Raw genomic sequence first — 13569 nt, 5'->3', positions numbered from 1 at the left:
CGGCCTGATTCAGAGTAAAAATAAAGCTTACTCTGTGTCCTGGGGATGACGGATAGGCGGAGCAAAAGGAAACTTGGCAACTTTGTCACCCTTTACTTCAACAATCTTGCCGGTGCCCTCTTTTTCCACTTCATCGATACGCACGATGCTGTGCATCGGAATATAGGAACGGGTTACCGAAGCAAATTCGGTTTTCAGCTTTTCCTCACTGGGATCGACCACAAGCTGAGCCTTTTCCCCAAATACAAACTCCTCCACCTCGATAAAGCCGTACATATCACTTTGATAGATGGCCCGAGCGTAGAGTTCGTACACTTGGTTTTGATTGTGGAAAATAACTTTATAAATCGGGTTGGCCATAAGTCTCTCAGGATGGGGATGACCCCGAAGCTCAAATTGATCAAAGAACGGGCAAAGCCCGAAAAAGCGCGCAAGAATAGCACAGGTTCGCAACAGCTAATATAGCCATCTATGCAGTGCCGGGTCGTATCGCTATAATGCCCCACCCTAATTGTTGACCAGTTTTTAACCAGGCGCGATATGTCCGAAACATCGGTGAAAAAGCTATATATTAAGACCCACGGCTGCCAAATGAATGAGTACGATTCCGCGAGGATGCGCGATCTGCTCGGCGAGTCCCACGACATGGTACCTACCGACGATCCCGACGAGGCGGATGTACTATTGGTCAACACCTGTTCTATCCGCGAGAAAGCACAGGAAAAGCTGTTCCACCAGCTGGGCCGTTGGAAGCACCTGAAGGAAAAAAATCCCGACCTGGTGATTGGTGTTGGCGGCTGTGTAGCCAGTCAGGAAGGCGAGGCGATTGCCAAGCGCGCACCCCATGTAGACTTGATCTTTGGTCCCCAGACCTTGCATCGCCTGCCGGAGATGATGGAGACCAAAGAGCAAAAAAGCGGCGCAGTTATCGTCGATGTGAGCTTCCCGGAGATCGAGAAGTTTGATCGCCTGCCCCAGCCAGAGGCCGACGGCGCCACCGCATTTGTCTCTATTATGGAGGGCTGCTCCAAGTACTGCACTTTCTGCGTGGTTCCCTACACCCGTGGCGAAGAAGTCAGCCGCCCTGTGGCCGATGTACTCGAAGAGATCGCCCACCTGGCAGACCAGGGTGTCCGCGAGGTGAACCTGCTTGGGCAAAACGTAAACGCCTACCGCGCTACTGGAGAAGATGGCCACGAAGTGGATTTCGCCGAGCTGATCACTTATGTGGCAGCGATTGATGGAATCGACCGTATCCGCTATACGACCTCTCACCCGGTAGAGTTCTCCGATGCGCTGATCGATGTCTACGGACAGGTGCCAGAACTGGTTAGTCACCTTCATCTGCCCGTACAAAGTGGCTCCGACCGCATTCTGATGGCAATGAAACGCGGCCACACCGCCCTGGAATACAAATCCAAGATCCGCCGCTTGAAGAAAATTCGCCCGGATATCTGCCTGTCTTCAGACTTTATTATCGGCTTCCCCGGCGAAACTGACAGGGACTTTGAAGCGACCATGAACCTGATCCAGGACGTGGGCTTCGATATCTCCTTCAGCTTTATATACTCCCCCCGCCCAGGCACCCCGGCTGCCGACTTGGCCGATGACACCCCGGAAGAGGTGAAAAAGCAGCGCCTACAGCTGCTGCAAGCGCGGATTAACCAGCAGGCTGCAGCTATTGCCCGCCGCATGGTTGGCAACACCGAGCGTGTACTGGTAACCGGCGTTTCCAAAAAGGACCCCGGACAGCTGCAAGGCCGCACCGAGAACAACCGGGTAGTCAACTTCCGTGCGGACGACCTCGCCCTGATCGGTAAATTTGCCGATGTTGTGATTGAAGAGGCCCTGCCAAACTCCCTGCGCGGTACTTTAGTCACATCTGAGCTGGAAGAAGACCTGTTCTAAGACTTTGTGATTACCTCAAATAGCGGCAAGATGTACTTCGAAAGCACATCCTGCCGCCAAATTAGGCTCAACTTACCCCCCAAATTACGCCCCGTAATTAAAATCAGGTAAAGTTAGAACCTATTTGTAGGAATCACCTCTTTCCCCTTTAGGGAAAATGGGTATACCCTAGCAATATAACCCCTGGATTAAAGGTGCCGGAAACCAATTTGGAAACACAAACCCTCGCTCACAGCATCACTCTCGAGCCCAACGACGCACGCCGTCTCGCCAATCTCTGCGGTCAGTTCGACCAACACCTACGCCAAATAGAACAGCGCCTGGATATCGAAATTCGAAATCGCGGCAACCAGTTTTCATTTTTCGGCGATGCCAAATCGGCGCGTGCCGCTGGCGAACTACTCAGTAGGCTCTACAAGGAAACCGGTACCAAGGACTATCTCACTCCAGATGAGATTCACCTGGCTCTGCAGCAAGCGGGGGTCGAAGAACTCACCGGCCAAGATGGTAGCGGTGACTCCAGCGAAGCTGACCAAGTAGTACTGATTCGCACTAAGAAGTGCTCGGTACGCCCCAGAGGGCTCAATCAGCGTAAATACGTTCGCGCTGTGCAGACCAATGATATCAATTTCGGTATCGGACCCGCCGGTACCGGTAAAACCTACCTGGCGGTAGCCTGTGCTGTGGAGTCTCTGCTCAAGGATGAAGTTGAGCGAATCCTCCTGGTCCGCCCCGCCGTTGAAGCCGGCGAGAAATTGGGCTTCCTGCCCGGTGACTTAAGCCAAAAGGTAGATCCTTACCTCCGCCCACTCTACGACGCCCTCTACGAAATGCTCGGTTTTGAAACTGTTGGCAAGCTGATCGAGCGCAACGTTATCGAAGTGGCTCCCCTTGCCTATATGCGCGGGCGCACCCTGAATAACGCCTTTGTTATTCTCGATGAGAGTCAAAATACCACCCGCGAGCAGATGAAAATGTTCCTCACGCGGATTGGCTTTGGCTCAACCGCCGTAATTACCGGTGACCCCAGCCAGGTCGACCTGCCCCGTGGCCAAGCTTCCGGTTTGCGCCATGCTGTTGGAGTACTGGGACGGGTTAATGGAATCAGCTTTACCCACTTTGGAGCCAAGGATGTGGTTCGCCACCCCCTCGTGCAGCGCATTGTGGAGGCCTACGATATTCATGAAGCTGAGCTGGAAATGGCCTCGGCAGATCGAATTTCCAATAAAGCCGATGAGAATGCCGCTTAGAGTCCGCACCTGAGTTATGACTGATTTAACACTCGATGTGCAGCGGGTCAGCCGCTGCCACGACATCCCTTCCGATGAGGCTATCAGCAACTGGGTATCCAAGGCTTTGACCGGCCACCGCAACGAAGCGGAACTGTCGGTGCGAATCGTGGACGAAAGTGAGAGCCAGGAACTTAATCACCAGTATCGTGGCAAGGATAAACCCACTAACGTTTTATCCTTCCCTACAGATTTTCCTGCGGAGCTGGATCTCCCGATGCTTGGAGATCTTGTGATCTGTGCCCCAGTAGTTGAACTGGAAGCGGAGCAACAGAGCAAATCACTATCGGCGCACTGGGCACATATGGTGGTCCATGGCACACTGCACCTTCTAGGTTATGACCATATCGAAGATGCAGACGCTCAGGTTATGGAAAGCCTGGAAACGAAGTTGCTCGCCAACCTCGGCATTGCAGACCCCTACGCCCCACTGGATGAAGTGGGATGATAGCCGCTGTACCACCGAAGTAATGGCAAACTGCTACTGAATTTTATCTACAAACGAGAGAACCCCGGAGCATGGCCACTTCCATGACCACAGACGAGCCCCCAAGTAGTCACTCAGCGAGCAAATCCCGCGCGAGTGAAAAAAGCTGGCTGGAAAAGCTGTTCAGCGCCTTTTCAGCTGAACCCAAGTCTCGCGACGAATTATTGGACATCATCAAGGACGCCGCTGAAAATCAGCTGGTAGATGCTGAAGCGCTCTCTATTATCGAAGGCGCACTGGACGTTTCCAGCCAGCAAGTCCGCGAGATTATGATTCCACGCTCGCAAATGGTTGTGGTAGGCCTTCACGATAAGCCGGAAGAGTTCCTCCCCAAAATTATTGATTCAGGTCACTCCCGATTCCCTGTCGTCGGCGAAAGTGTCGATGATATACGCGGGATATTGCTCGCCAAAGACCTGCTCCCTCTCCTGTTGAAAGGTTTCGACGGATTTCAGCTCGAAGACCTGATCCGCCCCGCCAATATTATTCCCGAGAGCAAGCGCCTCAATATCCTCCTGCGCGAGTTCCGTGAGAACCGCTACCATATGGCGGTCGTGATAGACGAGTACGGCGGTGTATCCGGTGTTGTGACTATCGAAGATATCCTCGAGGAAATTGTCGGTGAAATCGAAGACGAGACCGACGAGGAAGAAGCGGATAGCTATATCCGTAAAGTTGGGGAAAACGATTTTATCGTTAAAGCTCTGACTCCCATTGAGGAGTTCAATGAATTTTTCGAGAGCGCCTTTAGTGATGAAGAATTCGACACTGTCGGCGGTCTTATTATGCAGTCATTCGGCCATTTGCCAGGCCGCGACGAAGTCACCCGACTGGGTGACTTTATGTTCCGGGTACTCTATGCAGACAGCCGCCAGATACACCTTTTGCGGGTTGCCCATATGCGCAAACCGCCAGAAGAAGACAGCTGAGCACTGCAAGCTTTAACACACTGATACCCTTAGAGAACGGGGTATCCTGACAACAACTTTATGCGTAGATTATTTTCTCCTCTCGCCAGCGTTGTAGCTGGCGGGTTGATGACACTTTCATTTGCCCCATTTAACTATTGGGTATGCGGCCTGCTGTCCCTGACACTATTCGCCTGGATTCTGCTCTCCGCAGCCAAAGGGCAGGTGCTACCGGGCCGCAAAAGCTTCTGGCTCGCCCTCTGCTATGGATTGGGCCTCTTCGCCAGCGGGGCTTCCTGGGTCTACGTTTCGATTACAAGTTTTGGCAACTCATCGGTGCCATTAGGACTAGCCCTCACCGGAAGCTTCGTCGTTATTATGGCGCTGCTGTTAGCCGCGCCCTTCTACATTCTGGGCCGCTTCACAGATAATAAATTCAGCTTCGCCCTGGCTTTTGCCGCACTGTGGTTTATCAGTGAATGGCTGCGCAGCTGGGCCTTTACCGGTTTCCCCTGGCTCTTCGCCGGCTATGGCCATACGGAAACCTGGCTAGCGGGCTGGGCGCCGATGTTGAGTGTCTACGGCATAGGCCTGCTATTGGCATTTACCGGCGCAGTGCTGGCCCTGGTTGTCAGCGGCCGCCTATCCCCGCTCAAGCGTCACAGCCATATCATTCTACTCACTGCGGCACTGGCCCCCTGGCCAATAGGAGCTGCCCTCTCCCAAGTGGAGTGGACCTCCGCAAAAGGTCCTCTTATCAGCGTTGGGCTGGTGCAGGCTAATATTCCTCAGGAAAAGAAGTGGTTGCCAGAGTTTCGCGGGGAAACTATCAGTCGCTACCAGGAGGGCACTCGCGCCCTTAGCGATCAGGATGTAGACGTTATTATCTGGCCCGAAGCCGCCCTGCCCATGCTCTACGGGCAAGCCCCCAACCTTATGCAGGCGCTGCAACGCAATGCTGAGACTACCAACATCGATTTGATCACCGGTATTCTCTATGACACCCGGAGTTCGACACAGGAGGGGCGGAGTATTCACAACTCCGCCGCAGTTTTTGGCCAGAGCCCCAGCGTGTATCACAAGCGCCACCTGGTCCCCTTTGGTGAGTATGTACCTCTGGAGGATTTTATTCGGGGCACTATCGAGTTTTTTAATCTCCCCACTTCCTTTATCCGCTCAGGCCCGGACGAACAATCGCCGCTCAATGCTGCTGGTGCAAGCTGGGCGCCGCTTATCTGCTATGAGGTTGTCTATCCCAGGCTGGTTGCCGACTCAGCACTGTCTTCCCAGGTTTTGCTGACCATTAGCAATGATGCATGGTTCGGGACCTCTATTGGCCCCTTACAACATATGCAAATGGCGCAGATGCGCGCTTTGGAAACTGGTCGCTACCTGGTGAGAGGGACAAATACTGGTGTGACGGCAATTGTGGACCCCAAGGGGAGGATTATTAAAAAACTCCCCCAATTCGAGCGCGCGAATATGACCGGGGATATCAGAGCGATGAGTGGCGCCACTCCGTTTATGCTAGCCGGCATCTCATTGGTATTTGCCTTGGCGCTCCCAATGCTGGCCCTGGCCCTGTTTTTACGCCGTAGGGTGGAACCCCAATCCAACTCCCCTCTCAGTGGCGAGCTACCCGATTAAAACAAGCCCTGTGGCCACTCCCTGCCGGGGTGGCCATCGGTAAGCTACCGCCACTGAATATCACTGCTATGCTCCATTCAATTTTCTAGCGAATATAAGGCAAGGTGATTCCCCATGCATTGCTTGATTAGCGGTGGCACCGGGCTTATAGGCAGACTCTTTTGTCGGCGCTGGCTGGAGCGAGGCCATACTATTACGGTATTAAGCCGACATCCGGACAGGGTTCGAAACTTATGTGGCGAATCAGCCAACGCCTGCCGCGATCCCGCAGAGGTAAACCAGCCCGTAGATGTTATTGTGAACCTTGCCGGGGCCCCCATCTCCCGTCGCTGGACAGAAAAATATCGCACTGAAATTCGCGGTTCACGCCTGGACACAACAGAGAAGCTGGTTCGCTGGACCCTGGGCCAAAGAGACAAGCCATCCTACTTCTTGTCCGGCTCCGCAATCGGCTATTACGGCAATCGCGGAGGGGAGTTACTGAAAGAAGACAGCGCTCCAGGGGGGGGCTTTGCCGCACAGCTGTGTCGGGACTGGGAGGCCGCCACGCTCCCGCTGCAGCACTCTGGCGTTAAGGTAGGCATTATCCGCACAGCTATCGTTCTCTCCATGCGCGGTGGCGCCCTTCCCCAAATGCTGCCACCATTTCGGCTCGGGCTTGGCGGCCCCATGGGCTCGGGCGAGCACTGGATGAGCTGGATTCACGAAGAAGACGAAGTCGGGCTGATATTACACGCCATCGACAATCAACTTTGCCGTCCATTTAACGGAAGTGCACCAGAACCTGTAACCAACAACAGCTTTGCCCGGATCCTGGCCAAAGAGCTGCATCGCCCGGCGTTTTTACGCTCACCGGCCTGGGCTTTAAAGATAGCTTTTGGAGAGATGGCTGATGAATTACTGCTAGCCAGTGATAGGGTCGAGCCCTGTACAGCATTGGAAACCGGCTATACCTTCCAATTTCCAACTCTGGAGCAGGCCCTCTCAGACCTGCTCAAGGGTGACGGCGCTGCCACTAAAGCCAGCGCCTGAACAAATGAATTTAAGCGGCGGCCATATCGCTTTCGAGTGCCTGGGCTAAGTAGCGTCGGCTAGATTCACTGGTCACCAGGTCGCCATGGCACTCCATTGGCGCAGAACCCACCCATTGGGCATGCCAGCGATACCAATGGGACTCCTCGGCTTTTGAACGCAGCTCGATAAACTCCACTTCGGCGGGAGCAAAACCGAACTCCCGAACAATCTGCCCGGCAAAGGTCTCAAAATTTTTACTGAGTTGGGCGCCGCTATCGCCACCAGCACACAGAAAAACCAGTGTGCGGCCATCTTGCTCAACCCGCTTGAAGCCAATCCAAACAGCCCGGTTTAACCGGTTATGTAACTGTATCGGAGAGAAAGAAAGTGGGATGCCCTTCATCATAAGGTTATCTCGATTATTGTTATGTTTCTTATCCACAGCCGCTACTCCATATAAAAAGATAATCAATGGGTATGTCCTGTGGCGCCAGTCATCCTAAGCCCGGTACAACTAGCAATCAAGAGCTCTCAAACATTTGGGCTCGACGCCTGATCCCTCAAATCCTGTAGGCCTCTGAGATTACATTTATCAAAAAGTTCCTTATCCATCCTCAACATTTTCTGATGGACGGTAGCGAACTCCACCGATACCAGATCCGTGCCAGTATTTCCCGCCAGTAGACCTGGGTCCTTAGCAGGGAGACAGCATTGGGCAGCCAGCGCCCCACACCTGTTTGAGCGCGGGGCATCAACTCTCCGGCACTCCCAACCGGCAGGGGCTGTACCTCTAAGCCAGCGCGGGAAAAAATTTCCGCTGCGCGAGGCATATGCCACCAGTGAGTGGCCAAAAAAACCGACCTCACGTTAGCACTGTGCAAAATATCAGCACTATTTACTGCATTCTCTGCAGTAGTACGACTGCAATCTTCACGCCAAGTGACCGGAGTGGAAAACTCCTCCTCCAACAACGCAGCCATTAAATCAGACTCTGCCAGCCGCTCTCCGCTGTGAACCCGACCGCCAGATACCAGAATCGGTAAGTCTTCTGGTGCTTGCTCGACAGCACCGGCAACTCTTTCGAGACTCGCCGCAGAGAGTCTCTCCCTATTCGAATACCTATCGCGATAACGCCCTGCACCAAGGATCACAACGGCCTCAGGCCTTATATGGGGTTGATAAGGTACCTTGCCCAATCGATCCCCAAGCCAGGATGAGAATGCCGGGGTCGCCCCTAACCAAAGCACACAAAAGGAAATCATAGCCAAGGGTAGAGAGCATCTCTCAAGCAGGGACCCGGATGAAGAGAATCGCAAAAGGAATGCAACCAGCAGCCCCAACAATGGGGCTGCTGGAGGCATCAGAAGCGTGGCCGCCGCCGTATAGAGCCCATTCAATACTCGAGACCACCCTCAATCTGACGAAAGCATCCATAACCACACCGGTGGCAGGGGGTAATCTGGGTATTTGCCGGCGGCATAGCTCGGTATCCACAGCCCAAACACTGCAACTCCTCATCCGGCCCTACAAACTCGCCGGCCAAAGCCCAGGGCTTGCCATCTTTGATGCATCGCATTAAGTTTGGCCAGGCGGTTTCTGTGGGGTCCGCCGCATCCAGCAGCCAATCACCGCTGCGCTCCTCCAGGGTCTTCAATTCCCCACCTAGTCCCCGGATATAGTCAGCAGCCCGATGCAGGTCATCTTTCAGCCAAGCGCGCAAAAATGCCATCTTATTGGCGGTGAGATTCTCAACAGCCAGCTCACCTTCGACCAAATCTTCAAAGTCTTCGCGAAACTCATTAATCAGATCGTCCTTCGGCGGCAACTTTGGTTCCTTCGTCACGGTATCCCTCCTATAATCCCGCGTTTACGCATCGTAAAAGATGCACTGGGAGCGAAACTTGATCGCGATCAATCTTTACCGATTGACAAGCGTTCACATCCCCCAATAAACACTGAACAGTTTCCCGCAAATTTTGATCACAGAGTATAGGTCCCGAATCGATGGAAGAGCAGTACAACCCCTCCGTAGTCGAAGCTTCCGCCCAGGAATTCTGGGAGGCCGAGAAGAGCTTTGAAGTAAAGGAAGACGCCGGCAGGGAAAAGTTCTACTGCCTATCCATGTTCCCCTACCCCAGCGGCAAGCTACACATGGGGCATGTGCGCAATTACACCATTACCGATGTAATTACTCGCTATCAGCGCATGCAGGGCAAAAACGTGTTGCACCCGATGGGCTGGGATGCTTTCGGTCTGCCGGCAGAGAATGCGGCCATCCAGAACAAGACCGCTCCAGCCAAATGGACCTATGCAAATATCGAGTACATGAAAGGCCAGCTCAAGGCCCTGGGTTTTGGCTTTGACTGGTCCCGCGAACTGGCCACCTGCCAACCCTCCTACTATCGCTGGGAGCAGTGGTTCTTCACCCGCCTCTACGAAAAAGGCCTGGTCTACAAGAAAAACTCTGCAGTGAACTGGTGCCCCCACGACCAGACCGTACTGGCCAATGAGCAGGTCGAAGATGGCGCCTGCTGGCGCTGTGGCACTACCGTTGAGCGCCGCGAGCTGGCCCAGTGGTTTATCAAGATCACCGATTATGCGGAAGAGCTGCTCGAAGACCTGGACAAACTGCCCGAGTGGCCCGAGCAGGTGCGCACCATGCAGCGCAACTGGATCGGCAAGAGCCGGGGAGTAGAGCTGAGCTTTGCCCTGCCCAAGCCTATTGCGGGCATGGACCACTTCGATGTGTATACCACCCGTCCGGATACACTGATGGGCGTTACCTATGTTTCCCTCGCCGCCGAGCACCCCATCGCTCTGGAACTTGCCGAGTCCAACCCCGAACTCAAAACTTTTATCGCCGAGTGCAAAAAGCAGTCCCTATCCGAAGCCGATATGGCCACGATGGACAAGAAAGGCATGGATACCGGGCTCAAGGCAATTCACCCCATCAGCGGTGAAGAAGTCTCCGTATGGGTGGCCAACTATGTTCTGATGGATTACGGCTCAGGCGCGGTGATGGCAGTACCGGCACACGACCAGCGCGATTGGGAGTTTGCACAAAAATACCAGCTGCCTGTTATCCAGGTTATCGAGGCTGCCGACGGCGAGTCTATCGACCTGGAACAAGAGGCATATACAGAGAAAGGCAAACTGGTGAATTCTGGCAGTTTTGACGGCCTGGATTTTGATGGCGCCTTTACTGCGATCTCCGAAGCGCTGATTGCTGCAGGTAAGGGTCGGGTTAAGACCAACTATCGCCTGCGCGACTGGGGTGTCTCCCGCCAGCGCTACTGGGGTGCGCCCATCCCCATGTTCAACCTGGCCGACGGCGGAGAAATACCAGTACCCGCAGACAAGCTGCCGATCCTGTTGCCGGAAGATGTCGAGCTCGACGGCGTTCAATCACCTATTAAAGCCGACCCCGAATGGCGTAAAGACGAACTCAACGGCACTCCCGTAGAACGTGAAACCGATACCTTCGACACCTTTATGGAGTCCAGCTGGTACTACGCCCGTTATACCTGTCCCGATTTTGAAGAGGGCATGCTGGACCCGGACCGCGCCAACTACTGGCTGCCAGTGGACCAGTATGTCGGCGGTATTGAACATGCCATCTTGCACCTTCTCTACGCGCGCTTCTTCCACAAGCTGATGCGGGATGAGGGCCTGGTCAATAGCGATGAACCCTTCAAGCAGCTGCTGTGTCAGGGCATGGTGTTAGCCGAATCCTTCTACAAGGAAGAACACGGCCACAAGACCTGGATCAACCCCGCCGATGTGGACGTCGAGCGCGATGACAAGGGCAAGCCGACCAAAGCGATTGAGCGAGCCACCGGCGAAGAGATTATTGCCGGCGGCGTGGTAAAGATGTCCAAGTCCAAGAACAATGGCATAGACCCTCACGCTGCGGTTGAGGAGTACGGTGCCGATACCGTTCGCCTGTTCACCATGTTTGCCGCCCCTCCGGAGCAGACTCTGGAGTGGCACGATGCCGGTGTGGAAGGTGCCAGCCGCTTCCTGCGCAAACTCTGGAAGACCGTTCACGCCCATATTGCAGCGGGCTCCAGTGAAGCACAGATCGACCAGCAGTCCCTCAATGACAAGCAACAGCAGCTGCGCCGCAAGACCCACGAGACCATCCAAAAAGTGGGGGATGACTATGGCCGCCGCCAGACCTTTAATACCGCTATCGCAGCAGTAATGGAATTGCTCAATGAAGTCGGCAAGCTGGCAGATCGCAACAGTGATCAAGGACTGGCTGTAGAGAGAGAAGCCCTACAGACCGCCGTCTTGCTGTTGGCTCCGGTTACTCCTCATATCTGTCACCAACTGTGGCAGGTGCTGGGGAATACCAGTGCCCTAATCGATTCTCCTTGGCCAATGGCAGATGAAAAAGCACTGGTGCGCACCTCGATTACTTTGGTCGTCCAGGTCAATGGCAAGGTACGCGCAAAACTGGATGCGCCTGCTGATGCAGACAAAGAGAGCCTGGAAAAACTCGCCCTCGCCGATGAGAACGTTCAGAAATTTATCGGTGAAGCTACGGTGCGCAAAGTAATTGTCGTACCTGGCAAGCTGGTTAATATTGTCGCCAAGTAAAGACCCGCAATATGATGCCGGGAGTTTCACTCCCGGCTCACTTAAGTCAGCTCGCTGTAGCCGACAAGACCATGGCAAGTAGTTTATGAAAACAATCGCAAATCGAGCCTTTATTTTTCTTCTCGCTATCACTATTGCCGGTTGCGGCTGGCATCTAAGAGGCGCCCCTAAGAATTTTCCTCCCGGTAGTACACTCTATATATCCACAGTAGACCCTCGCAGTGATATCGCAGATCAATTAACTCGACTGCTCAATAATGCGGGTGTGCCTATGGCGGAATCACCTGCAGAAGCTGACTATACACTCATCATTCACCAGGAAACCGAGAGAAAACTAACCGTAGCTGTAGACTCTGAAGGGCGAGCATCTGAATACGAATTAATTACCAGTGCAATCTATAGCGTACGCACAGCTTCAGGCCAAGTCCTCCTAAATAAAGCACAGGCAGATGTTTACCGCACCTTGGAGTGGGATGTCGATGAAATTGTCAGTAAAAGTGAAGAGGAAAATACCTTGCGCGCGGAGATGCAGCGGGAGCTTATTGGGCGCATTATCGATCGCTTACGGCGTATCGATGTGAATGCTTCATTAGAAGAAAAGAGCTACTAGGTTAGTTTTATTAATGCGCGTTAACCCCCATCAATTATCGCAAAATCTAAAAAAGGGCCTATCGCCAATTTTTATTATCACTGGTGATGAGCCCTTAATAGTACAAGAGTGCTGCGATTTAGTCCGCTCAACAGCGAAAAAGCACGGTTTCACCGAGCGAGAACTTATTCACGCAGAGCATAATTTTGACTGGAACACGCTGGTTGCTTCAGCCGGAAATATGTCTCTTTTCGCAGAAAAAAAACTTGTCGAGCTGCGTTTACCCGGAGGTAAACCCGGGGATAAGGGCAGTAAAGCCCTGCAAGAGTTTGCTTCAATGGCGAGTGAAGATCTTTTGCTTTTACTGGTATTACCGAAACTTGATAAATCGCAACTCAACAGCAAATGGGTCAAAGTCCTAGAACAATCAGGAGTACTGGTTCAGGTATGGCCTGTGACGATTCAGGAAATGCCCCGCTGGATCAACCAGCGCCTTGCATCTGCAGGCCTCTCAGCCGAACCAGAAGCAGTACAAATCCTGGCAGAAAGAGTAGAGGGTAACTTGCTTGCCGCAAGCCAGGAGATAGAAAAACTTAAGCTTTCCAGCCCCCGGCAAGAAATCACCCGGGAAATGATGGAGCATAGTGTCACCAGCTCCGCCCGTTACAGTGTTTTTGACCTAATTGACACAGCACTCTCTGGCAACTCAGCCAAAGCAGTCAAAACACTCGACGGATTGAGGGTCGAAGGTATTGAACCACCCATTGTACTTTGGGCAATAGCAAGAGAAATTCGCACTCTTCTCGACATTATGGAAAAACTGGATCAAGGCCAACCTCTAGCGAGATTGGTTCGGCTGCAAAAGCGACAGCCATTGGTCCAAGGAGCCCTACACAGACTTAATAAGAAGCAACTGGAAAGCTTATTAATTCGCGCTCGAGCTATAGATAGCTCTATTAAAGGTGGTAGTGGGCAGCAATCTCCATGGACAGGGCTATTAGAGCTGACTCTCAATTTTTGCGGGCAGAGAACCATTTAGTCAATCTGCTCTTAGATAAGGATTAGCTTCTACCTTTATATAAAAAAACCGCCCAATAGGGCGGTTTCTTCATACCTGAAACTCTT

Annotated in this window: 13 protein-coding genes; 9 read left to right on the top strand and 4 right to left on the bottom strand. The window is 53.2% G+C overall.

Annotation, left to right across the window (positions count from 1 at the left end; all coding sequences use genetic code 11):
- Positions 1-27: 27 nt before the first annotated feature.
- Positions 28-360 carry a DUF1820 family protein gene (locus ACJJIR_RS04190; protein ID WP_172975496.1) on the bottom strand — a complete coding sequence of 111 codons (333 nt, stop codon included), beginning with the start codon at positions 358-360 and terminating at the stop codon, positions 28-30.
- Between the two features lie 180 nt (positions 361-540).
- On the opposite strand from ACJJIR_RS04190, the gene miaB reads away from it, so the two are divergent.
- The 6 genes from miaB to ACJJIR_RS04160 all read left to right on the top strand — a co-directional run bounded on the left by miaB (position 541) and on the right by ACJJIR_RS04160 (position 7271).
- On the top strand, positions 541-1908 hold the full coding sequence (gene miaB / locus ACJJIR_RS04185; RefSeq protein ID WP_413663105.1) for a tRNA (N6-isopentenyl adenosine(37)-C2)-methylthiotransferase MiaB: 1368 nt from the start codon (positions 541-543) through the stop codon (positions 1906-1908).
- A gap of 194 nt (positions 1909-2102) precedes the next feature.
- On the top strand, positions 2103-3158 hold the full coding sequence (locus tag ACJJIR_RS04180; RefSeq protein WP_413663106.1) for a PhoH family protein: 1056 nt from the start codon (positions 2103-2105) through the stop codon (positions 3156-3158).
- 16 nt (positions 3159-3174) lie between these two features.
- Positions 3175-3645 carry an rRNA maturation RNase YbeY gene (gene ybeY / locus ACJJIR_RS04175; RefSeq protein WP_444891860.1) on the top strand — a complete coding sequence of 157 codons (471 nt, stop codon included), beginning with the start codon at positions 3175-3177 and terminating at the stop codon, positions 3643-3645.
- 71 nt (positions 3646-3716) lie between these two features.
- Positions 3717-4613 (top strand): CorC family transporter, encoded by an 897-nt coding sequence (locus tag ACJJIR_RS04170; protein ID WP_413663108.1) that lies wholly within the window; start codon positions 3717-3719, stop codon positions 4611-4613.
- A 60-nt stretch (positions 4614-4673) separates the two neighbouring features.
- The gene (lnt, locus tag ACJJIR_RS04165) at positions 4674-6239 is read left to right on the top strand and encodes an apolipoprotein N-acyltransferase (RefSeq protein WP_444907435.1); all 1566 of its coding nucleotides are present in this window, start codon (positions 4674-4676) and stop codon (positions 6237-6239) included.
- A gap of 114 nt (positions 6240-6353) precedes the next feature.
- Positions 6354-7271: a TIGR01777 family oxidoreductase gene (locus ACJJIR_RS04160; protein WP_444907434.1), complete on the top strand. Its 918-nt coding sequence runs from the start codon at positions 6354-6356 to the stop codon at positions 7269-7271.
- A gap of 10 nt (positions 7272-7281) precedes the next feature.
- Here the strand turns inward: ACJJIR_RS04160 and ACJJIR_RS04155 are convergent, their stop codons facing one another.
- From ACJJIR_RS04155 to ACJJIR_RS04145, 3 genes are all read right to left on the bottom strand, one after another.
- Entirely contained in the window at positions 7282-7695 is a 414-nt protein-coding gene (locus ACJJIR_RS04155) for a hypothetical protein (RefSeq protein WP_413663111.1), read from the bottom strand.
- Between the two features lie 172 nt (positions 7696-7867).
- Positions 7868-8449 (bottom strand): YdcF family protein, encoded by a 582-nt coding sequence (locus ACJJIR_RS04150; RefSeq protein WP_282931508.1) that lies wholly within the window; start codon positions 8447-8449, stop codon positions 7868-7870.
- A 197-nt stretch (positions 8450-8646) separates the two neighbouring features.
- Positions 8647-9096, bottom strand: coding sequence for a zinc ribbon-containing protein (locus ACJJIR_RS04145; protein WP_444907433.1), 450 nt, complete (start codon positions 9094-9096; stop codon positions 8647-8649).
- A 161-nt stretch (positions 9097-9257) separates the two neighbouring features.
- On the opposite strand from ACJJIR_RS04145, the gene leuS reads away from it, so the two are divergent.
- The 3 genes from leuS (at position 9258) to holA (ending at position 13483) form a co-directional block, all read left to right on the top strand.
- Positions 9258-11855, top strand: coding sequence for a leucine--tRNA ligase (gene leuS / locus ACJJIR_RS04140; protein WP_444907432.1), 2598 nt, complete (start codon positions 9258-9260; stop codon positions 11853-11855).
- Between the two features lie 85 nt (positions 11856-11940).
- The gene (locus tag ACJJIR_RS04135; protein WP_444907431.1) at positions 11941-12465 is read left to right on the top strand and encodes an LPS-assembly lipoprotein LptE; all 525 of its coding nucleotides are present in this window, start codon (positions 11941-11943) and stop codon (positions 12463-12465) included.
- 13 nt (positions 12466-12478) lie between these two features.
- The gene (gene holA / locus ACJJIR_RS04130; RefSeq protein WP_444907430.1) at positions 12479-13483 is read left to right on the top strand and encodes a DNA polymerase III subunit delta; all 1005 of its coding nucleotides are present in this window, start codon (positions 12479-12481) and stop codon (positions 13481-13483) included.
- The last annotated feature ends 86 nt before the right edge of the window (positions 13484-13569 follow it).

Source organism: Microbulbifer maximicatervae (SeqCode), from assembly GCF_052467385.1.
This window is presented reverse-complemented; position numbering and strand designations above follow the sequence as displayed.

Excerpts from the sequence above, each read along its gene's own strand:
- ACJJIR_RS04190 (WP_172975496.1), bottom strand. The coding sequence starts at position 360 with ATGGCCAACCCGATTTATAAAGTTATTTTCCACAATCAAAACCAAGTG.
- ACJJIR_RS04160 (WP_444907434.1), top strand. The coding sequence starts at position 6,354 with ATGCATTGCTTGATTAGCGGTGGCACCGGGCTTATAGGCAGACTCTTT.
- lnt (WP_444907435.1), top strand. The coding sequence starts at position 4,674 with ATGCGTAGATTATTTTCTCCTCTCGCCAGCGTTGTAGCTGGCGGGTTG.
- ACJJIR_RS04135 (WP_444907431.1), top strand. The coding sequence starts at position 11,941 with ATGAAAACAATCGCAAATCGAGCCTTTATTTTTCTTCTCGCTATCACT.
- ACJJIR_RS04170 (WP_413663108.1), top strand. The coding sequence starts at position 3,717 with ATGGCCACTTCCATGACCACAGACGAGCCCCCAAGTAGTCACTCAGCG.
- leuS (WP_444907432.1), top strand. The coding sequence starts at position 9,258 with ATGGAAGAGCAGTACAACCCCTCCGTAGTCGAAGCTTCCGCCCAGGAA.
- ybeY (WP_444891860.1), top strand. The coding sequence starts at position 3,175 with ATGACTGATTTAACACTCGATGTGCAGCGGGTCAGCCGCTGCCACGAC.
- miaB (WP_413663105.1), top strand. The coding sequence starts at position 541 with ATGTCCGAAACATCGGTGAAAAAGCTATATATTAAGACCCACGGCTGC.
- holA (WP_444907430.1), top strand. The coding sequence starts at position 12,479 with ATGCGCGTTAACCCCCATCAATTATCGCAAAATCTAAAAAAGGGCCTA.